This is a genomic window from Komagataeibacter melaceti, assembly GCF_003403295.1.
Classification (GTDB): domain Bacteria; phylum Pseudomonadota; class Alphaproteobacteria; order Acetobacterales; family Acetobacteraceae; genus Komagataeibacter; species Komagataeibacter melaceti.
In genome coordinates this window covers 40,118-60,979 of the sequence record NZ_QUWV01000149.1, presented here as the reverse complement: position 1 = coordinate 60,979, position 20,862 = coordinate 40,118, and the positions used below count along the sequence as shown (strand labels likewise).

The 20,862-nt window shown below is 64.8% G+C and carries 14 protein-coding genes; 6 read left to right on the top strand and 8 right to left on the bottom strand.

The genetic code is table 11. The features are described from left to right. Nucleotides 1-56: 56 nt before the first annotated feature. From DY926_RS14485 to DY926_RS14475, 3 genes are all read right to left on the bottom strand, one after another. Nucleotides 57-746: a Fe2+-dependent dioxygenase gene (locus DY926_RS14485; RefSeq protein ID WP_116704012.1), complete on the bottom strand. Its 690-nt coding sequence runs from the start codon at nucleotides 744-746 to the stop codon at nucleotides 57-59. A gap of 36 nt (nucleotides 747-782) precedes the next feature. Continuing rightward, the gene (locus DY926_RS14480) at nucleotides 783-3,185 is read right to left on the bottom strand and encodes a TonB-dependent receptor (RefSeq protein WP_116704011.1); all 2,403 of its coding nucleotides are present in this window, start codon (nucleotides 3,183-3,185) and stop codon (nucleotides 783-785) included. 187 nt (nucleotides 3,186-3,372) lie between these two features. Continuing rightward, entirely contained in the window at nucleotides 3,373-5,097 is a 1,725-nt protein-coding gene (locus tag DY926_RS14475; RefSeq protein ID WP_116704010.1) for a carbohydrate porin, read from the bottom strand. A gap of 370 nt (nucleotides 5,098-5,467) precedes the next feature. On the opposite strand from DY926_RS14475, the gene DY926_RS14470 reads away from it, so the two are divergent. From DY926_RS14470 to DY926_RS14460, 3 genes are all read left to right on the top strand, one after another. After that, entirely contained in the window at nucleotides 5,468-6,607 is a 1,140-nt protein-coding gene (locus tag DY926_RS14470; RefSeq protein ID WP_241503245.1) for a sensor histidine kinase, read from the top strand. Between the two features lie 247 nt (nucleotides 6,608-6,854). Then, a complete protein-coding gene (locus DY926_RS14465; protein ID WP_408886072.1) occupies nucleotides 6,855-7,865 on the top strand; it encodes an isopenicillin N synthase family dioxygenase in 1,011 nt (336 codons plus the stop codon). A gap of 39 nt (nucleotides 7,866-7,904) precedes the next feature. Next, nucleotides 7,905-9,275, top strand: coding sequence for an amidohydrolase family protein (locus DY926_RS14460; protein ID WP_116704022.1), 1,371 nt, complete (start codon nucleotides 7,905-7,907; stop codon nucleotides 9,273-9,275). A 13-nt stretch (nucleotides 9,276-9,288) separates the two neighbouring features. On the opposite strand, the gene DY926_RS14455 is transcribed toward DY926_RS14460, so the two are convergent. Then, nucleotides 9,289-10,194, bottom strand: coding sequence for a LysR family transcriptional regulator (locus DY926_RS14455; RefSeq protein ID WP_116704009.1), 906 nt, complete (start codon nucleotides 10,192-10,194; stop codon nucleotides 9,289-9,291). Between the two features lie 118 nt (nucleotides 10,195-10,312). On the opposite strand from DY926_RS14455, the gene DY926_RS14450 reads away from it, so the two are divergent. Both DY926_RS14450 and DY926_RS14445 read left to right on the top strand, forming a co-directional pair. After that, nucleotides 10,313-12,037 (top strand): NAD-dependent malic enzyme, encoded by a 1,725-nt coding sequence (locus tag DY926_RS14450; protein ID WP_116704008.1) that lies wholly within the window; start codon nucleotides 10,313-10,315, stop codon nucleotides 12,035-12,037. Nucleotides 12,038-12,125: 88 nt separating this feature from the next. Beyond that, nucleotides 12,126-14,195, top strand: coding sequence for an FUSC family protein (locus tag DY926_RS14445; RefSeq protein ID WP_116704007.1), 2,070 nt, complete (start codon nucleotides 12,126-12,128; stop codon nucleotides 14,193-14,195). 14 nt (nucleotides 14,196-14,209) lie between these two features. Here DY926_RS14445 and DY926_RS14440 read toward each other — a convergent pair whose 3' ends face one another. From DY926_RS14440 to DY926_RS14430, 3 genes are read right to left on the bottom strand one after another with little or no spacing between them, the layout of a single operon-like run. Next, nucleotides 14,210-15,769, bottom strand: coding sequence for an efflux transporter outer membrane subunit (locus tag DY926_RS14440; protein ID WP_116704006.1), 1,560 nt, complete (start codon nucleotides 15,767-15,769; stop codon nucleotides 14,210-14,212). Continuing rightward, entirely contained in the window at nucleotides 15,756-16,832 is a 1,077-nt protein-coding gene (locus tag DY926_RS14435) for an HlyD family secretion protein (RefSeq protein WP_116704005.1), read from the bottom strand. The genes DY926_RS14440 and DY926_RS14435 overlap by 14 nt, the downstream gene beginning before the upstream one ends. A 19-nt stretch (nucleotides 16,833-16,851) precedes the next feature. Further along, nucleotides 16,852-18,453: an MFS transporter gene (locus DY926_RS14430; protein WP_116704004.1), complete on the bottom strand. Its 1,602-nt coding sequence runs from the start codon at nucleotides 18,451-18,453 to the stop codon at nucleotides 16,852-16,854. Nucleotides 18,454-18,619: 166 nt separating this feature from the next. On the opposite strand from DY926_RS14430, the gene DY926_RS14425 reads away from it, so the two are divergent. Beyond that, a complete protein-coding gene (locus DY926_RS14425) occupies nucleotides 18,620-19,615 on the top strand; it encodes a LysR family transcriptional regulator (protein ID WP_116704003.1) in 996 nt (331 codons plus the stop codon). On the opposite strand, the gene DY926_RS14420 is transcribed toward DY926_RS14425, so the two are convergent. Then, entirely contained in the window at nucleotides 19,603-20,859 is a 1,257-nt protein-coding gene (locus tag DY926_RS14420; RefSeq protein WP_116704002.1) for a D-amino acid dehydrogenase, read from the bottom strand. The genes DY926_RS14425 and DY926_RS14420 overlap by 13 nt on opposite strands. Between the last annotated feature and the right edge of the window lie 3 nt (nucleotides 20,860-20,862).

Genomic DNA, 20,862 nt, shown 5'->3' with positions numbered 1-20,862 from the left:
GCACGTAAAATATTATGAAATGCCGAAATAATTCCTTTCGGGCGCCAAAAAAAACCTTACAGCACGCACCATTGGCGCATGAGATTATGGTAAATATTGGTCAGTGACAGCACGGCGGGATCGAAGTCCCCCAGCCGTTCGCGCAGCGCCATGACCTGCATGTCCAGGTCGAACATGACCTGCCTGCGGCTTTCCTCGGCAATCATGGACTGCGACCAGAAAAAGGCCGCCACCCGGCTCCCGCGCGTGACCGGTGTCACGCTGTGCAGGGCCGTGGTGGGATAGAGCACCATGTCACCTGCCGGTAGCTTTATGGCCTGGTCGTTGCCGTTTGTGTGGATGGTCAGTTCGCCCCCGTCATATTCATCCGGGTCGGCAAAGAACAGGGTGGACGAGACATCGGTGCGGATGCGCGTGTGAATGCCCGCGGCCAGTATGCCACGGATGGCGTTGTCCACATGTGCGCCAAAGCTCATGCCGTTTTCATAGCGGTTGAACAGCGGCGGGCTGACCCGATAGGGCAGCACCGCGCTGTTGAACAGGGCATTGCGCCCCAGCGCGCGCAGGACCACCTCGCCCAGTGTCCGGCAGGCTTCCGAATCACGGGGCAGTTGCAGGTTGTTCTTGCTCTTGGCCGACTGCTCGCCCGCCGTCTCGCGGCCATCAATCCACTCCGCACCGTTCAGGATGGCGCGGCAGTGGCTGAGTTCATCGGCGGTAAGCAGGGCGGGGATGTGAAGCAGCATGGAAAATGGCCTTGGCTGGCGTGGGGCGTAACAGGGTCAGTACTGCGCCGAGACGTTGAACAGGAACGAACGCCCGACGGAGGGGGTGACGCGGTTTGAGAACAGGCTGCCGTAATTCAGCCGGTTATCAAGGTTATAGGCATTCATGGCCACTTTCCAGTTGCCGTTGAAACGGTGGGCGACCATGGCGTCGAACTCCACCGTGGCGGGCACGCGCGCGGTATTGGCCTGGTCCAGCCACACGCCCTGCCGCCACGTTATGCCGCCGCCCAGCGTCATGTTCCACGGCTTGCGCGGGGCGATTTCGTAGCTGGTCCATGCGGTGGCCTGGTTATGGGGCACGTACTGGATCTGGCCGCCCTGCTTGGATGAGGTGGAACCCGCCTTGGTAATGGTCGGGTCATACAGCGCGTAGGTGCCATAGAACATCCAGTTGGGCAGCAGCGTGCCCGATGCGCTGAGTTCAAGCCCCTGGTTGCGTTCCTGGTCGCTGGTGGCGCTGATATCGCCCGTGGTGGGGTCGGTCTGCACCGAATTGTCCTTCTCCAGCCGGAACAGGGCGGCGGTAAAGCCCACGCGGTCATGGAAGGCGCTGTATTTCGCACCGACTTCATACAGCCTGCTGCGTTCGGGGGCGGCACTTGCGCTCTTGGCGTTCATGGGTTCCGAACTGTTGGTGACATACATGCTCAACGGCGTGGTGGATTCCGACCAGTTGAAATACACCATGAGGTTGCTGCGTGGCGTGTACATGATGCTGACGGACGGGTTGATGGTCGTCTCGTTCTGCCCGTAATGTACGTCGGGCGTGGCGGTGCTGCCGCCGGTGGCGCTGTAATGGCTGTTCCAGTTATCCCAGCGGAACCCGGCCTTGACGGACAGGTAATCGGTTAGCCAGACCTGATCGGACAGGAAGAAGCCGACATCCAGCGCATCACTGTCCTTGTAGCACTTGCGGCCTACGCCATTGCCGATATTGACCAGGCGGTTGGGATACTGGTTGCAGTTACCCAGTGTCAGGCCGGGCACGTAAGGCGAGGGATCGAGCAGGCTGGTGCTGGGGCGGTTGCTGCCATAGGCATAGTTCTGGCGGTGGTCGGTCACGTATTCAATATCGAAACCACCAATGATTTCATGGCGGAAGCGCCCGGTCCTGAGATGGGCCACGCCGGAGAACACGTCCTGTATGGACCAGTCGCTCTGCCGGTAGGGTTCAGGCCCGCCAACGCCGCCATTGCGCGCGACCTGCGCGCTGGCGGGATCGGCGGAGAAGAAGTCCGACTGGCACGTGGCGGAAGGCGCGGAACCGTTGATGACGTTGTTGTTGTAAGCCGCAGTCCCCGGCGTCATGTTCGAACAGGCTTCCTGCGATGCGGAGAAGTAGCGGTGGTAGATGCCCCCGCGCATGTCGTTATACAGCGTCAGGATCGGGTTGACCTTTGCCGTCAGCCGCCCGGTAATCATGTCATCGCTGCTGTTGTCACGGTCATAGGTGGTGCCGTACCAGTTGGTGCGCTTGACACCATATTCCGTAACCGGCCGCCCGATGGCGGTGGACGATGAATAGACGACCGGCACGCCGTAATCGGGAATGCGGTTATCGTTCTGGTGGAAGTATTCCAGAACGAACGAGACCTTCTTGCCCAGCCCGAACGCCAGTGATGGCGCAATGCCCCAGCGGTGGGAATAGATGCGGTCACGCCCCACCACGTCGTTTTCATTGCCCATGCCCGTCAGGCGGAAGGCGATGGAGTTGGTCAACTGCTGGTTCACATCCAGCGTGCCACGATAGTACGACCCGCTCCCGCCCGAAAAGCTGGCCTGATAGCTGTTGCCAAGGTGGGGGGTCTTGGTCACGATGTTGATCGCGCCGCCGGTGGTGCCGTTACCGAATACTTCCGATGACGGCCCCTTGATGACCGAGACATGGTCGTAATCGAAGCTGTCGCGGGTATAGACGCCAAAATCCCGCAACCCGTTTTCATAAATGTCATTCTGGGCGGCAAATCCACGGATCAGGAACTGGTCACCCGCCATCCCGCCTTCGCCTTCACCCACCGACGCGGTAATGCCCGGCACGTTCTTCAGGGCCTCATCCAGTGATTTCACATTCTGCTGCTGCATGAGCACCTGCGGCACCACGTTCACGTTCTGGGGCGTGTGCATGGCGTCCTGCGGCATGCGGCTCAGCCCGATGGATTCATGCAGCACGTTCATGGGGGAGGCGGTGACGTGGGTCACGTCATGCGAATGGTCGGAATCATGATCGAGCGGGTTCGTTGCGTCACTATCCTGCGGCGTGACCTGGTTATCGCTGGTGGAAAGGGAGGGTGAGGAGTCCTGTGCCGCGTGCGCGCCAGATGTCACGCATGCCAGTGCCATGCTGGCGGTCAGTAGCGAAAAGGGCCTGAGTCTGTGGCGGATGGTTTTGTCTGACATTGTTGCAAAAGCCTCTTAATTGCACCCAATGCCTAACCGTTGTGATAATCATTCGCAATATCACGAAATGGTTTCTCACTTGCTGTGGTTTAAATGCAACAAATTCTCATTCTCATGGGTTCCGTACATGAAAAACCGCCCCGCATCAGGAAAATGCGGGGCGGGCGGAAGGCAGGAAAACAGCGGCCTAAAGGTTGGCGATCAGCTTCAGCCCGACCAGCGCCGCATCGGGAATGTGCCGGGTTTCGCCGGGGTGGATCATGTATTCGAATTCGGGCTGCACCAGTATGCCCGGTGTCGCGTCAATGGCGTAATAGGCTTCTATGATGTGGGAATTGGTCTGCGGCCCGCGCACGGCGGTGCCCAGCGAATACCCGGCATCATAGCGCAGGATCTGCCCGGCGGCCTTGCGGTCACTGACATGATACCACGAATACATGATGCCCAGCCGGTCGGTCACGCGCGACGGGATCACCCCGGCGAAGGACAGCCCCCCATAGGCCTGATCCGAGATGGAGGTGACATGCGGGGTGTTGTGGATATAGCCCGCCATCAGGTACCCGCCCGCCATCTGGTTACGTCCGCCCCGGCGATAGACCATCTGGTCGCCTTCAAACCAGAACATGTCCATCGGCGCCGAGCGCTGCCGCCCCGCTGCGGGCACCAGGGCTGCGGGCAGGCCAATGCCGATCTGGTCGGGGTAGCGCGTGGTGTCATGCGCGTAGCCCACAACATAGTGCCCCGGCAGGCGGTTACGGGTCAGGAAGGGCTGCCATGTGAACTCGATCGGCAGCATGAGTCCGGTCGCCTTCTCGCTGCCCCATGCCCAGCCGCTGGGGTTGTCGGACAGGGCGCTGACCGAATAGGCACCGAACTGGATGGCCGTGTCACGTGTCGGGCGCATGCGGATACGGCTGCCCCATGTGGCCTTTGGGTACACGCTGAAACCGGGGTCCAGCTTCAGCGCCACGGGGGCCGAGCACGTGACCATGAACGAGCACAGCAGGGGCGATGTGGCGAACACATGCGTCAGCGCCATGCGGCCGAAGGTCACATCCATCTGGTTGCCCAGCAGTTTCTTTTCCGCATAGAAATCAACCAGATGCGCGACCACGTTGCCCGACAGGCCGTACACTTCCTGCAGGTTGACGTAATATTCGCCCACCCGGTCGTGGCTGACCGCGTGGCCCGCGCGTTCCATGACCAGCGTATGGACCGACCAGCCAGTAATCCCCGCCATTTTCTCCAGGTCGAAGTTCACCTGCGCCGTCAGTTCATGCACGTAGCTCATGCCGCGTTCCACGCCGCCATTGATCACGCCCATGGCCTCGCCCTTGTAGGTGAAGGCAAAGCTCACGCCGTGGTCGAGCAGCTTCTTACGCAGCGGCATGAGCTGCGGGACCAGGTGGCCGCTGCCTGCGGTGGGCACGTAATACGGGTCCTCAAGGTCACTGTCATGCAGGGCGTCGATCCATGCGGGCAGCAGGGCGGACGGGCCTTCATGCGTGGTGAGCGCATCGAGTTCGATCTTGTGGAACGCCTTGCTGTTACCGGGGCTGCTGACCGGGGCGATACTCTGCGTCGCCAGCCCGGCGGACGGGTAAACCGGCACCCCGCTTGGCGGGATGGGCGTGTTGGGGGGGCGGCGGATGGCCTGCGGCGTGGGGCCGAGACGTTCCGCATCCAGCTGCACGAGCAGCTGCGGCCGCTGCGGCATGCTGGCCGACGGCATGGCCGGGACCGCGCCATCCGATACGAGGGAGGGCACGGCATTCCCGCCGGGTTCCACGGTCTGGGCCGATGTCTGGCCCACGGGCAGCGCAGCCGCGCCCATGAGCAGCAGCCAGCCATAGGTATGAGGAAACGAATAGCGCATGCGCCTGATGCAGGCGTGCCGGGTCTGTCTTTTCATGTCGGTTGGTTTTCTTGCGGCCCGGTCCGGTAAGGGCGGGCGTGAAGACACGGCGGGAATGCCAGCGAGAAGGGGGCGGGACCTAGCTGCGAAGCTGGCCCGCGACACTGCCGGTAACGACAGGTGCCATGATGTGCGCTGGAATAGGAAAGACAGGATGGGTCATGATTTTGGCCGCCATTGTTTTTTTTATTATGTCTTGGCGTTTAGGTTAAAATTATTGAATTGTCAAACAATACATAATTATATTAATTTTGCGGCGCACAAATTATAATTATATTTCAAAATAGCGATCTTTCCTCCGCGCCTGTAGCCTCCCGGCACGGGGCGTGCCATCCCGTGGGGCAGGCCGCTATGGGGGAGGTTGGGCGTGTCGGCGCTGGTTCTGTTGGGTATCGGTTTTGTGGTGGGTGTGAGCGGGACCGGCCTGTTCATGCGCCGGAGCGGGGCGGGCGGTCTCCTGCCTCCATCCCCCGCGCGCGTGCAGGCCGACCCGGCCAGCGCCGAGGATGAGAACACCATGCTGGTGGATGACCTGCCCGTGGCGCTGGTGGTGCTGGGCCGCAGCGGGCGGCTGCTGCATGTCAACGCCGGCGCGCAGGCCCAGTTTGCCGAGGGGCTGGGCACCATGATCCGCCAGCCCAGCCTGCAGCGCGCCGTGGCCGAACTCCCGCCCGGCAAGGTGGGGGAGGTCAGGATCGAGACCGACGTGCCGGTGCGCCGCGTGGTGCAGGCTTTTGTCCGGGTGGGGCAGTGGCAGGGGCGGCCTGCCTGTGGCGTCGTACTGTTTGACGCCACCGACCGCGAGATGCTGGACCGCACCCGCAGCGACTTCGTGGCCCATGCCAGCCACGAACTGCGCACGCCACTGGCGGCCCTGAGCGGCTTTATCGAGACATTGCAGGGCCCGGCGGCGAATGACGCGGCGGCGCGGCAGAAATTCCTCGGCATCATGTCCCGGCAGGCCGCGCGCATGCAGCGCCTGATTGACCGGCTGCTCTACCTGTCGCGCGTGCAGATGCTCGAACACCAGCGCCCGCAGGGCCAGATACGGGTGGCCGACCTGTTCGCCCGCCTGCATGATGAACTGCAGGGCCGACCGGCGGAGGACCGGGCCGACATCATCATCCATCCCGCCCCGCCCGGCATCCTGCGTGGCGATGCCGACCAGATACTGCAGGTGCTGGTCAACCTGTGCGAGAACGCCTGCCGTTACGGCCGCCCCCTGCCGCCCGCCACCGCGCGGATCGAGATCGGGGCGGCGTGGGAAGACACGGGCGAGCTGCGCCTGTACGTGCGCGACAATGGCCCCGGCATCGAGGCCCATCACCTGCCGCGCCTGACGGAACGCTTCTACCGCGTGCCGCAGGCCAGCGTGCGCAACGGCAACGACCAGGGCACGGGGCTGGGGCTTTCCATTGTCCGCCATATCGTGGACCGCCACGGCGGCAGGCTGGAACTGTCCAGCACGCCGGGGCAGGGCACGTGCTGCACGGTATGGTTGCCGTGATGCTTTTTTACCTTGACTGAAAATATCCGTTCATGATGTTCTTGGCGGGCGAGTAGAAGCGGTCTGGACCTGATCCTGGGCATTGCTCCACACCAATCTGTTTCCTGATTAGTGGGCCGCTGCCGTGCAAGACATTCCCTGAAAAAACAGTTGCCGTTTCCGGGCCATCGCAATGCGATCAGGCCCCGGTTTTTCATGTTCTGCCCGTCATGCCCCGCACAGAGATATTCTGACCGGAGGATACCGCATGTCCCGCCCATCCATGACCGCCCACGCACCCTATGCGCTGGAAGAACTCAACCGTGAAGCCACGATCGGCGGCACGGGCACCTGTGTTTCCCGCGCCGTGCCCCAGATCGACCTGTCCGATTACGAAAACCGCAAGGCCGAGATTGCTGATGCCCTGTGGGACGCGGCAACGCGGGTCGGCTTTTTCCAGGTGCTGAACCACGGCATACCCGAAGCCGATGTGGACGCCGCCTTCGCCACCGCGTGGGAGTTCTTTGGCCTGCCCATGCCGGAAAAGGAACGCTTCCGCCGCAGGCCGGGGTCCAATGCCGGGTGGGAATACCGCGCGCAGGTCCGCCCCTCCACCGGCACGCCCGATAACAAGGAATCCTACCAGATCACCATGTCGGACATGGAAAATATCTGGCCCGATGAAAGCGAACTGCCCGGCTTCCAGGCGCGCATGCGCCGCTTTGAGCACCAGAACTGGGAGCTGGGCATGAAGATCCTGTCCTGCTTCGCCATCAAGCTGGGGTTTGACGCGGATTTCTTTACCCGTAACCATGAACCCGCATCGCCCCATTACCAGAGCACGCTGCGGCTGATCCATTACATGAGCATGGAAGACGCCACGGATGCGGATTTCGAGTTCTGGCGCGCTGGCGCCCATTCCGACTTTGACTGCCTGACCCTCCTGCACCAGCGCCCCGGGCAGGGCGGGCTGCAGGTCTGCCCCGGCAAGGACGCGGAAAACCCGGCATGGACCGACGTGCCGCCCGTGCGCGGGGCCGTGACCTGCAATATCGGTGACATGCTGATGCGCTGGAGCGATGACCGCCTCAAGTCCACGCTGCACCGGGTGCGCATGCCCCGGCGGGATGAATATCTCGGCCCGCGCCTGTCGCTGCCGTTTTTCTGTCAGGCCAACCGTGACGCCATCATTCAGGGCCCGCAGAAGAAATACGCGCCCATCACCGCGCAGGATTACCTCGATGAGCGGATCAAGGCCAACTACGCACCCAAGGCATAAGGGGCGGACCATGCATGATGGATCGGGATGCTGCCTGTAATGAACCAGACCAATATTGTCATCCGTAACGCATCGGGCATCCTGACGGGCCAGCGCGACACGCTGGCCCGCCGCAGGGGGGATGTGCACATAAGGGACGGCGTCATCGCCGGTATTGGCGAGATCGCGCCCCAACCCGGCGAGGTCACGGTGGATGCAAAAGGCGGGGTGATCACGCCCGGGCTGGTCTGCACCCATCACCACCTGTTCCAGAGCATGCTCAAGGGCGTTCCCACCGCCATTGATGCACCGCTGGAAACATGGCTGCGGCTTGTGCCCTCCACCTACTGGAGCCGTATTGACGAGACGGCGCTGGCCACCGCCGCCAGCGTGGGCATGGCGGAACTGCTGCTGTCAGGCTGCACCACGGTGGCCGACCACCATTACCTGTTTGCTGACAGTTACCGCTATGACCCCGCGCATGTGCTGTTCGATACGGCGGGGCGGATGGGCCTGCGCTTCGTGCTGGCGCGCGGCGGTACCACCCAGAGCCGCAGGCTGGACACGGATGACATCATCCCCAGCCCGAACGAGGATCTGGACACGATGCTGCGCCGGGTGGGCGACCTTGCCGCGCGGTATAACGACCCCGCGCCGGACGCCATGCGCCGCGTGGTACTTGCCCCCAATACCCCCACATGGGGCATGACGCCCGATGAACTGCGGGTATCGGCCCAGGCCGCGCGCGACATGGGGATCGGGCTACATTCCCACCTGTCCGAGACGGTGAATTACGTCACCTTCTGCATGGAACGCTACGGCATGCGCCCCGTGCAGTTCGTGGCCGAACATGGCTGGACCGGGCCGGATGTATGGTACGCCCATCTCGTGCATCTGGATGCGGAGGAAATCGCCCTGCTGGCCAGTACCGGAACCGGCATGGCGCACTGCCCGCAAAGCAACTGCCGCCTTGGTTCGGGCATAGCGCCCGCGCCCGCCATGATGCGCGCGGGGGGCCGTGTCTCACTGGCGGTGGATGGTGCGGCCTCCAACGAGGCATGTGACATGGGGGCCGAAATGCACGCGGCGTGGATGATCCACCGCGCCATCAACGGCCCCGCCAGCGTCACGAGCGAGGATGTGATCCACTGGGCTACCGCAGGCGGGGCGAAGGTGCTGGGGCTGGATGCCGTCGGCACCGTGCGTGAGGGCATGGCGGCCGACCTGGTGGTGCACGGGGTGGACCAGCCCCGCCATGCCGGGCTGCATGACCCGCTTCTGGCGCCGGTGGTGTCGGGGGCGGCGGATGTGCGGCATGTCTTCGCCGCGGGCCGTCATGTGGTGGTGGATGGCCAGATACCGGGTGTGGACATGCCCGCCCTCATGGCCCGGGCGGCGCAGGTGGTGCGCGGGCTTGATCTCGCGGCCTGAATGACCGCCGCGATCATGCGCCAAAATAGTTCTGGCGCAGTTCGCGGCGGACAAAATCAAGGAAGAACCGCGTGCGGGAGGGCAGGTGCGCGCGTGATGGATAGACCGCGTACAGCGTCACGTCCTCCCACCTGTAGGCGCTGAGACATTCGATCAGCCTGCCGCATTTCAGGTCATCGGCAATGTCCCACAACACTTTCAGCGCAATGCCCTGGCCACTTACCGCCCAGTCATGCACCACCTCGCTGCTGGATGTGGCGAGGCGGGGCGTGACATGGACCTCCTTGCGGCTCTTGCCATCGGAATAGACCCATTCATTGAAGATGCGCTGCCGCCGGATCAGGCAGATGCAGTCATGCTTGAGCAGGTCATGCGGCGTTGCGGGCAGCCCCTTGCGCGCACTGTAATCGGGCGAGGCGCAGACAACGCGGCGGCTGTTGATCAGGCTGGTGGTCATGACCTCCTGATCGGATGGCATGCCGGGGCGGATGGCGATGTCCAGCCCGTCATCAATAACATCCAGCCCGGCATCGGACAGGGTCAGGTGCACGGTCACCTCGGGATACTGCTCCACGAAGTTCGCCACGACACCGGCCAGCAGCTTGCGCCCGATTTCCGATGGCACGCCCACGCGCAGCAGCCCGTGCGGAATACCCGCGCGCGCTGTCAGCTCGGCTTCCGCTTCCTCCACTTCCTGCATGATGCGCACGGCGTTTTCATGCAGGCGCAGGCCCTCCGCCGTCAGGGCGAAATGGCGCGACGTACGCGTGACCAGACGGGTGCCAAGGCGCCCCTCCATCGCGCTGAGCCGCCGGCTCATCGCGGCGGGTGACATGCCCATGGCACGCGCGCAGCCCGCGATGCTGCCCGCTGCCGCAAGGATGCAGAAAAACTTCAGGTCACTGATTTCATCGGGCATGCGCTCATTCCAAGATTGCGTGTGGCGTACGGTTGGCGTGCAATCGCATACCCTACACGAAGATGTGCGAATCCGTATCCTGCGGGTTCTTCAACTGTTATTTCAATATCGGGTTCTTATGTCGGATACAGATCAGTCCATTGGTACGACCTCCCTCCAGATTGCCGTGGCGGGCCGGGAATTGCTGGACTGTCCTGTGCTGAACAAGGGAAACGCCTTTGATGCGCGCGAACGCGACCTGTTCGGGCTGCATGGCCTGCTGCCCGCCCGTGTCGCCACGCTGGAGGAACAGGTTGACCTCGCCCGCGCAAGGCTGGCCGCCCTGCCGGACAATTTTGCGCGCCATATTGCGCTGCGCGAAATCCAGGACAGGAATGAAACGCTTTTCTACGCGATCATCGATCAGGCGCTGGAAGCATGGCTGCCCATCATCTACACCCCCGCGATCGGCCGGGCCTGCCGTGAGTTCAGCCATATCTGGACCCGCCCGCGCGGCCTGTTCCTGAGCTATGCGGACAGGGGGCGCATTGCGGAAATCCTGTCCCATCCCCGGTGGGACAACGTGCGCGTGATCGTGGCCAGTGATGGCGGCAGCATCCTTGGCATCGGGGACCAGGGGGCGAACGGCATGGGCATCCCCATTGGCAAGCTCTCGCTCTATACCGCATGCGGCGGGCTGGACCCGGCGCGTGCGCTGCCCATCCTGCTGGATGTGGGCACGGACAATACCGCCCTGCTGGAAGACCCGGAATATATCGGCTGGCGGCATGCGCGCGTGCGTGGCGCGGATTATGATGCGTTCATTGCCGAATTCGTCGCCGCCGTGGATGCGCGCTGGCCCAATGTCGCCCTGCACTGGGAGGACCTGTCCGGCACCGACGCGCTGCGCATACTGGGCCGCTACCGTACGCGCATGTGCACCTATAACGATGACATACAGGGCACCGCCGCCGTCACGACGGGCGCGCTGCTGGCGGCGATCAGGGCGGGGGCGGCACCGCTGGCCGCACAGCGGATCGTCATTTTTGGCGCGGGCGGGGCGGGTTGCGGCATTGCCGACCTGCTGGCGCAGATGATGGTGGCCGAGGGCATGACGGCGGAGGACGCGCGCCGCCGGTTCTTCATGATTGATATTGACGGCCTTGTGCGTGAGGGCATGGCGGGCATGACGGATGGCCAGCGCCCCTTCGCCCAGCCTGCCGATGTGGCGTCGGGCTGGAAGGTGGCCGACCCGGCACATGTAACACTGGCCGAGGTGATGGCGAATGTCCGCCCCACCACGCTGATCGGCACATCGGGGCAGGGCGGGGCCTTTACCCATGACATCGTGGCCCCCATGGCGGCACAGTCGGCCCGCCCGGTCATATTCGCCCTGTCCAATCCCACCGCCAATATCGAGGCCATGCCGCAGGACCTGCTGGAATGGACCCAAGGCCGCGCCCTGATCGGCACCGGCGGGCCGTTCGCCCCGGTCAGCTACGCGGGTACCAGCCGCCCGGTGGACCAGATCAACAATTCCTACGTCTTTCCCGGTGTGGGGCTGGCGGTGGTGGTCGGCGGCATCACGCGCATGACCGATGGCATGCTGCTGGCCGCCGCCCATGCGCTGGCGGGCCTCTCGCCCGCGGCGGGACATGATGATGCCCATCCCGCGCCGCTGCTGCCGCCCGTGTCCGACCTGCGCCTTGTGGCCATGGCCGTGGCGCGCGCCGTCATTGCGCAGGGGCAGGCGGAAGGCGTGGCCCCGCAGGCCGCACCCGACGCGGTGGAAGCCGCACTGAAAGCCGCGGTGTGGACCGCGCGTTACCGCCCGTACGAGAAGGCGGAAACAACCCGGAAATAACCGGGCCACAATATAACCCGGACGGGGCGGAAAGCCGCGCCGGGGGGGATGGAAAACGTGTCCGCCAACCCGTGACGGGCAGGAATATATGGATATATCGCGCTACGGGCGCGTGGTCATGACGCGCTGGCCCGTGGATGCGCGGATGCTGCGCTGGCTGTTCTGCCCCACCCCGCAGGCGGTGGGTTTCGCAGCCCGCAACACCGTGGCATCGCTGGTTGCGCTGGCCATTGCATTATGGATGGAACTGGACAGCCCGCAATGGGCGGTGGCCACCGTGTGGTCCGTTGCGCAGCTCCGCCGTGGGGAAAGCATGTCCAAGGCGCGGTGGCGCATTGTGGGCACGCTGGTTGGCGCGGTCGCGGCGGTCGTGTTCATCGCCGCCTTTCCGCAGCAGTCGTGGCTGTTCTTTCCAGCCGTGGCCATGTGGATCGGGCTGTGCAGCTTCCTTGCCACGTTCAGCCTCAACTTCCGTTCCTATGCGTTCGTGCTGTCGGGCTATACGTGTTCGATCATTGCGGTCGCGGCGGCCTCGCAGCCGGATAATGTCTTTTTCATCGCGATCTCGCGCGCGACCTATATCGTGCTGGGCGTGGTGTGTGAGGCAGGTATGGCCATGGTGTTCACGCTCAACCTGTCCGCGCGCGCACGCGGCATGCTAGTGGCGCGGATGGAGGACGTGCTGCACCAGCTTGGCGGTCTGTTGCGCGAGATCGTGCTGCATGAACGTGATGCGCTGGTTCATGCCGGTGAGTTCTCGCACATGATCGTCTCGGTCCATCAGGGGCTGGAATTCCTGGCCATTGAAATGGGGCGGCAGGCGCGGGCGGGGGATCATGCCCGCGCGGTGCTGGCGGAGGTCTCCATCCTTGTCACCCGCCTTGTCGGGCTGTCCGGCGGGGCGGAGCGGGCGCTGCTGGCGGGCGATGGCGCGTTTGCCGATACGCGGGGCCAGCTTCTGCACCTGTGCGCGCGGCTTTCCGCCATCCGGCTGAAGGGTGACGCACTGGCGGAGCTGCGCGCGCAGGTTGCACACCTGCATGTGCTGTTCGGCCAGCGCGCGGCCCGCGGCACGCAGGAGATGGCGCGCATCACCCACGGCGTCCTTGCCGCCACCATGGCGGACATGCTGAGCGCGCTGGAGCATTGCGATGCCATTTTCCAGCCGCCGCCGCATGACCGTTTCCATTTCCATCTGGGTGGGCACCGTGACCTGCGGCTGGCACTTTACAACGGCCTGCGCGGGGCGGCCGCGATCATGCTGGCGGCTTTGGTGTACGAGGTGACGGCATGGCCGGGCGGGATGGGGTTCATCGCCATCACAACCCTTGTGTGCGGGCTGTTCGCCACGCGGGAGAACCCGGTCGTGGGCACGATCCGCTTCCTGTCCGGTGCGGTGTGGTCCGCCGTGGCGGCGGGCTGCCTTGACCTGCTGATCGTGCCCTACCTGAGTGATTATGAGGAATTCGCCTTCGCCCTTGGCCTGTTCCTGTTCGTGGGCGGGCTGGCCAAGTGCAGCCGGGGCACGGCGGGGGCTGCGGCGGCCTACGGGCTGCTCATGCCCAACCTGCTCATGCCCGGCAACCAGAGCCGGGTGGATGAGGTCGCCTTCTTCAACAACGCCCTGCATACCGTGCTGGCCGTGGGGCTGAGCGTGCTGGTGTTCCGGCTTGTCCTGCCGTTTCGCGCGCGTGATGAGCGCCAGCGTTTCGGGGCTTACATCCGTGGTGAGCTGCGGCGGCTGTGCCTTGTCCCGCTTTCGCCCACGCCGCAATGGTGGATCGGGACCAGCCTTGACCGGATCGGGCGCATGGTGCGCCATGCCGCGCAGGAACATGACGCGGCGGCGGGGCGGGGCATCCGGCTCATGCTGCTGTTCTCCGCCGTGGGGCTGGACATCTTGCTGCTGCGTGAACTCAAGCGGCAGCGGCGCGATGCGGTGGCCGATGTCATCACCACGCTATTGCGGCTGCTGGTGCGCTACCGGCCCGTAAGTCCGCGCGGTGTGGCCGTGGTGCGGGTCGCGCGCGGGCGGGTGGCGCGGATGGAGCGGGCCGACCCCGGCAATGGCAGGCTGCTTGATGTGCTGGCCTGTCTGGACGGGATCAGCCGCACCGTGACCGCCTGCCTCGCGGCGATGGAGGCGGGCGTGGAATGACCCGCCCCGTGTGGTCAGTGCTTTTTCTTACGCGCGGGCGGCAGGGGGTAGCGGCTTTCCCACCCGCCGCCAAGTGCGCGGTACAGGTGGGTTACGGCGGTGGAGACCGCCACGTTGGCCACGATCAGGCGGGACTGGGTATCAAGCAGCCGGTCCTGCATTTCCAGCACGTTGAGGAAGGCGGCCGAGCCTTCGGTGTACTGGCGCTGGGCGGTGGTGACGGCAAGCTGGTTCTGCGCCACGGCGGCGGCCAGCCGGTCGCGCTGGTTCTGGGCCGATGAGAGATCGGCCATTGCATCGTCAATTTCCTGCCATGCCTTGAGCACCGTGCGTTGCAGGGCGATGGCGGCTTCCTTCTGCTGTGCCTTGCGCAGGCGGAGCTGGCCGGTCAGGCGACCACCCTCGAATATGGGGAAGGTGGCGGTCGGGCCAAAGCCGTACTGGCGCGAGGCCCAGCTTCCCAGCCCGCTGAACTGAAGGGCCTGCACGTCCAGACTGCCCGACAGCGTCACGCGCGGGAAGAAATCGGCAATGGCCACGCCAATGCTGGCGGTGGCGGCGTGCAGCCGTTCTTCCGCCATGCGGATGTCCGGCCTGCGCTCGGCCAGGGCGGAGGGCAGGCCCGCAGGAATCTCGTCAGGCACCGGCGGCACGTCCGTGCCCTGACCCAGCGCCTGTTTCAGCGCCCCCGGCTCACGCGCGACCAGAAAGCTCAGCGCGTTTATCAGGTGCGTTTCCTGATCCTGCAACACCGGCAGGCGGGAGCGGAATTCCTCGTACTGGCCGGAGGCATCGGCCACGTCCATGCGGGTCGCGGCCCCTTCCTCCAGCCTGCGCGTGGTCAGGCGCAGGGTGTGGGCGGCCAGTTCGATATTGCGCTGCACGATGACGATGCGCGCCTGCACCCCGCGCAGGTCAAGGTAATCCTGCGCGGCTTCGGCCATGAGCGAGACAAGCAGCCCGCGCCGCATGTCCTCGGTGGCGCGCATGGCGGCGGTGGCGGCTTCCACCTGCCGGCGCACATGGCCCCACAGGTCCACTTCCCACGAGGCGTTCATGCCATATTGCGGCAGGTTGAATGACGGGTTGCCCACCGAGCCGGGCAGGGCGGTCGGCCCGAAGCCCTGCGTGCCGCTGGCGACGGTGCCCGCCTCACGCGATTCCATGGTGCCCAGCAGGCCCAGTATGCCGTTGGTGCTGGCGCGTTCACGGGCGTAGGAGGCATTGGCCTCGGCATGGGGGAACTGCGCGGAACTGGCAATGCGCCGTTCGGCCATGCTCTGCGCGAACCGCCACGAAGCCGCCTTCAGGTCCAGGTTGTCACGCGCGACCTCGGCTTCCAGCGCGGTCAGCGTGGGATCGTTGAAAATGGTCCACCATTCGGCGCTGATGGTGGTGTCCACCACATGGGCGCTGGCGGGCGGCAGGCTGTCATGCCACGCGGCGGGGGCGGGCTGGGGCTTGCGGTGATAGGTCGGGCCGACCGTGCAGCCGGTGGTGGCCAGCCCCGCCACCATGCCCAGACAGAGCAGCGCGCGCAGGCCGCCGCGCGCCGGGGGGTTACTGCCAGGCATACCGGGCCTCCGTCGCGTGGGGGCCATCGGGCGGGGTCAGGGTGTCTATCCGTGCCTCGACCGACATGCCGACACGGACAAGGGCGGCCAGTTTCTGCCCGGGGTCGAACACCAGCTTGACCGGGATGCGCTGCACCACCTTGGTAAAGTTGCCGGTGGCGTTGTCGGGCTGGATCGGGGCGAAGGCGACGCCGGTGGCCGGGGCAAGGCTGTCCACATGGGCGTGCAGCGGGTGGCCGGGAAAGGTATCGACCCATATGGTCGCGCGCTGGCCGGTGCGCACATGGGTAAGCTGCGTTTCCTGAAAATTGGCCAGCACATAGGCCGCCTGCGTGGGCACCACCGCCAGCAGCGCGGTGCCCGCATGCACATATGCCCCCACACGCACGCCACGTTCGCCCACCACGCCCTCAACCGGGGCGGGAATGGTGCAGTAGGACAGGTTCAGGGCCGCCTGATGTTCCTGCCCGCGCGCCTGTTCCAGCGCGCCACGGGCATGCAGCAGGCGGGCGCGCAGCACGTCCATCTGGTCGGTTTCGGCATCGACGGCGGCGTTGTCACGGTCAAGGCGGGCCTGCGCTTCCGCCAGGCGGGCGGCGCTGTCCTGATTCTGCTCCAGCGTGCCCGAGCCATCGGCCGACAGGTTGCGGTAGCGCCGGGCGTTCTGCCGGGCAAAGACAAGCTGCGCCTGGTCTGCCGCCACGGTGGCGCGGGCCTGTGCGATCAGCGCGACCTGTCGGACAAGCTCGGCCTCAAGGTTCGTGACATCACCCTGTGCCGCCACCGCCGCGCCGTGGGCGGTCTCAAGGGCGGCGCGGTAGTCGTCATCCTCGATATGGGCCAGTTCCTCGCCGGGGTGGACGGCTTCGTTATCCTGCGCGATCACGCGGTCGATACGGCCGGGCACCTTGGGGGCGACGGTGGTGAAATCGGCGGTGACGTAGGCGTCGTTGGTATATTCATCGGTGCCGTTGCCCGATATGAGGCGGTCGGCGGTCCATGCGGCGGCGACCAGCAGCACAACGGTACCGCCAGCCAGTATGAGGGGCTTCTTGTGGGGCATGGTTTTGGACCCGATCGGTTCAGTGCGCGGCGGGCGCCGGGACCGGCGCGCGCGGGGGATAGATGCGTCCGGGCAGGATGGCTGTCAGGACAAGGAAAAAGGCGCAGATCCACACCACCACAAGGTAGATGTCCGCCAGCGCCAGAACGGTGGACTGTTCATGCACGTAGGTATGGAAAATCTGCAGCGCATTGCGCGCGATGTGCCCGCTGTCGGGCGATGTCGCGCCAATCTGCGCGCCAATGGGATCACCCATGCCATCCAGCGCCGTGCCGTGGGTGCCGTGCATGTCCAGCAGCATGGCGGAATGGTACTGCTCGCGCCTGCGCAGCATGATCTCGAACAGGGCGGTGGCAATGGCGTTGGCCATGCCCTTGAGCATGTTCACCATGCCCGAGATCAGCGGGCCATCGGCCGGGCCCAGCGCCAGTGCTGCCAGCATCAGGGTCGGGATGACCACCATCGGCTGGCCGAAGACCTGCAGGATCTGGATGATGAGGAAGTTGTCGCGCACCCAGTCCGGCGTCAGCCACGTACCCAGCCATGCCGCCCCCCCAAGGCAGGCAAGCCCGATGGCCAGCACGTACCGGCAGTCCACCGCGCGGATGTTGCACAGGGCCGCCGTAAGCGGCAGCAGCACAAGCTGCGGCAGCGCGACCACCAGCGCGATGGGGGCCGCCTGCACGGGCCTGTAGCCCCGTATCTCGGCCAGGTAGGTGAACGGGATCTCGGTCATGAGCGCACAGATCATGAGCGAGGCGATCAGCGTCAGCAGGGACATCGCGATATTGCGGTTGCCCCAGAACTGGATGCGGAAGAACGGGCTGTGATGGAACCATTCATGCACAAGGAAGGCGATGAACAGCGCCAGCCCCCAGCACGTCAGGTGCGTGATGAGCGGCGAGCGGAACCAGTCCAGCCGGTCGCCCTGGTACAGCACCGTAACCACGCACATGATGGCGGGCGCACCCAGCACGAAGCCGCGCCAGTTGAAGTTGCGGAATCGCCCCCAGTGCGAGGGATCACGCGGCAGGCCCCACGCGATCATGCCGGCGGCGATGGCGCATAGCGGCAGCGTCTCCCAGTACAGCCACTGCCAGCCGACACCCTCGAACCACATGGCCTCGAGCGGGCCGCCAAGGTTGGGGCCGAAGGTAGCGCTCATGGCATACCCGCCAATGCCGAACACCCGGATGGGGGCAGGCAGGTATTTGAGCATGACGGTCATGAGGATGGGCGGTAGGCACCCCGCCGCCAGCCCCTGCGCCCCGCGCAGGATGCACAGCGTGGTCATGTCGGGCATGTAGGGTGCGGGAATGGCCAGCAGCCCCAGCAGAGCCGTCATGAACAGGGAAAAACGGTAGATGGAGAACGTGACATAGAACCACGGCGTGAACGCCATGGCCGCGATGTTGAACATTTCATAGATGGAGGTGAACCACGTCCCCTCATCGTGACCGATATGCATCGCGCCACGGATATCGGGCAGGCCGATTTCCGTTATATGTTCATTAAACCCGGCAACATGCACGGCCAGCAGCACCCCCAGGCACCCCACGACCGTACGCACGCCAAACGGGGGAATGTAGGAAGGGGCGGCGGGTGAGGGGGCAGCGTTCACATCAATCGGTCCGACAGGAATGGCCGGGACATGATCGCGGTGCGGGGCTGGTGCGAATACCCATGATCGCGCGGGTTGACACCTCCATTTTACGGATTGGTCAAATCCATTTTTTTAGGATAATCCAAACGGTTCTGTTTCGGATAGGCGGCAGGGAACACGGCGTATGAGAAAACGGTACGATCTCGACCTGCTGCGCAGCCTTCAGGTGCTGATTGAGGAGGAGGGCGTCTCCCACGCCGCGCGCCGGCTGAAGATGAGCGAGGCCGCCATGAGCCGGAGCCTGGCCAAGCTGCGCGTGATCTTCGGGGACCAGATACTCGTGCCATCGGGGCGGCGCATGGTCGCGACCACCTTTGCACTGGGCATACGGGACCGCGTGCGCGCCCTTGTCGATGGGGCGGACGCCCTGCTTGAGGAGCAGGAAACCCCCGACCTTGCCGGTCTTTCCCCCCATTTCATGCTGCGCGCCAATGACCTGATCGTCGGCGCGTTCGGGGCGGCCATCCTTGCAGCCCTGCGGCAGGACTGCCCCGGCTGCACCATCACCTTCGCCCCCGAAACGGACGATGAACCCAGCAACGACCTGCGCGACGGGCGGGTTGACCTCTATCTGGGCGCATCGGACGACATGCGACCCGACATACGCAAGCAGAGCCTGTTCCCCACCAGTTTCCGCGCCCTGGTGCGTGCGGATCACCCCATTCTGGCCGAGGGGATCACGCCGGCCTCCATCGTGCGGTACGAACATATAAGCGTATCGCGCCGGGGGCGGCTGCACGGGCCGATTGATGTGGTGCTGCGCGAGCGCTTTGGCCTGCGGCGGCGGGTAGTGATGGTCGTGCCCACCTATTACGCCATGGTCGAGACCTTGCGCATGACGGACATGATCCTGCCGCTGCCGGGCATCGCCATTGATTACCTGCCCATCCGTTCGATGCATCTGGCGGAGTTCGAATTCCCCTTCGAACTGCCGCCGGTGCGTTCATTCCAGGCGTGGCACCCCCGCCGTGACAGCGACCCCGTGCACCGCTGGCTGCGCAGCACGGTCTATCGTGTCGTGCGCCAGCGTGGTGATGACCTGCCCGAAGGGTTTTCCCCCATCACGATCACGGCCGCGGTGGGGGAGGGTGACAACGTGATCCGGCCTTACTGGCCGTAGCGCACCAGCCCCAGATCCTCATGCGCGATGTCGGGCATGCGGCCGGACATGATGTCGGCCAGTACCCGGCCCGAACCGCAGGCCATGGTCCAGCCCAGTGTGCCATGGCCGGTGTTGAGGAACAGGTTGTCATACCGCGTGCGGCCGATGATGGGCGTGCCATCGGGGGTCATGGGGCGCAGGCCGGTCCAGAACAGGGCCTGCCCGATGTCACCCCCACCGGGGAACAGGTCGCGCACCGAATGTTCCAGCGTTTCGCGCCGTGGCGCGCGCAGCCTGGTCGAGAAGCCCGCAAGCTCCGCCGTGCCGCCCACCCGGATACGGTTGCCCAGCCGGGTGATGCCGATCTTGAACGTCTCGTCCATGATGGTGGAGCGCGGGGCCTGGTGTTCGTTCACGATATCGGCGGTCAGGGAATAGCCCTTGACCGGGTAGATCGGCAGGTCCAGCCCCAGATGGCGCAGCAGGGCGGGGGAATAGCTGCCCAGTGACACGACATAGGAATCCGCCACCATGCGGCCCCGGCTGGTCTCGATGCCGGTAATGCGGCCGCCTTCCTCCGTCATGGTGCGGATGGCGGTGTCGTAATGGAAGGTCACGCCCGCTTCCGCCGCCAGCGCCGCAAGGCGCTGGGTGAACATGAAGGCATCCCCCGTCTCGTCACCGGGCAGGCGCAGGCCGCCAACGAATTTCCCCGCACTCGTGGCCAGCCCCGGCTCGGCCTTCACGCAGCCCTCGCGGTCCAGAATCTCATAGGGCACATTGAACTGTTCCAGCACCCGGATGTCGCCCGCTATGGCGTCCATCTGCTTTTGCGTGCGGAAGATCTGCAACGTGCCCATCTGGCGGTCATCATAGGCAATGCCGGTGCTGGCGCGCAGTTCGCGCATCATGTCGCGGCTGTATTCCGCCACGCGCACCATCCGCCCCTTGTTACGGGCATAGGCGGGGGTGGTGCAGTTTTCGAGCATCTGCACCAGCCATTTCCACAGGTGCGGGTCGGGCATGGGCCAGAACACGAAGGGGCGGTATTTCATCATGAGCCATTTGACGGCCTTGAACGGCACGCCCGGCCCGGCCCAGGGGGAGGAATACCCCGGCGAGACCTGCCCGGCATTGGCGAAGCTGGTTTCAAGCCCGGCGGCGGGCTGGCGGTCAACGACCGTGACCTCATGACCCGCCTGCGCGAGATACCATGCCGATGTCACACCGACGACACCACTACCCAGAACAATGATTTTCATGAC

Excerpts from the sequence above, each read along its gene's own strand:
- DY926_RS14485 (WP_116704012.1), bottom strand. The coding sequence starts at position 746 with ATGCTGCTTCACATCCCCGCCCTGCTTACCGCCGATGAACTCAGCCAC.
- DY926_RS14480 (WP_116704011.1), bottom strand. The coding sequence starts at position 3,185 with ATGTCAGACAAAACCATCCGCCACAGACTCAGGCCCTTTTCGCTACTG.
- DY926_RS14475 (WP_116704010.1), bottom strand. The coding sequence starts at position 5,097 with ATGAAAAGACAGACCCGGCACGCCTGCATCAGGCGCATGCGCTATTCG.
- DY926_RS14465 (WP_408886072.1), top strand. The coding sequence starts at position 6,855 with ATGTCCCGCCCATCCATGACCGCCCACGCACCCTATGCGCTGGAAGAA.
- DY926_RS14460 (WP_116704022.1), top strand. The coding sequence starts at position 7,905 with ATGAACCAGACCAATATTGTCATCCGTAACGCATCGGGCATCCTGACG.
- DY926_RS14455 (WP_116704009.1), bottom strand. The coding sequence starts at position 10,194 with ATGCCCGATGAAATCAGTGACCTGAAGTTTTTCTGCATCCTTGCGGCA.
- DY926_RS14450 (WP_116704008.1), top strand. The coding sequence starts at position 10,313 with ATGTCGGATACAGATCAGTCCATTGGTACGACCTCCCTCCAGATTGCC.
- DY926_RS14445 (WP_116704007.1), top strand. The coding sequence starts at position 12,126 with ATGGATATATCGCGCTACGGGCGCGTGGTCATGACGCGCTGGCCCGTG.
- DY926_RS14440 (WP_116704006.1), bottom strand. The coding sequence starts at position 15,769 with ATGCCTGGCAGTAACCCCCCGGCGCGCGGCGGCCTGCGCGCGCTGCTC.
- DY926_RS14435 (WP_116704005.1), bottom strand. The coding sequence starts at position 16,832 with ATGCCCCACAAGAAGCCCCTCATACTGGCTGGCGGTACCGTTGTGCTG.
- DY926_RS14425 (WP_116704003.1), top strand. The coding sequence starts at position 18,620 with ATGAGAAAACGGTACGATCTCGACCTGCTGCGCAGCCTTCAGGTGCTG.
- DY926_RS14420 (WP_116704002.1), bottom strand. The coding sequence starts at position 20,859 with ATGAAAATCATTGTTCTGGGTAGTGGTGTCGTCGGTGTGACATCGGCA.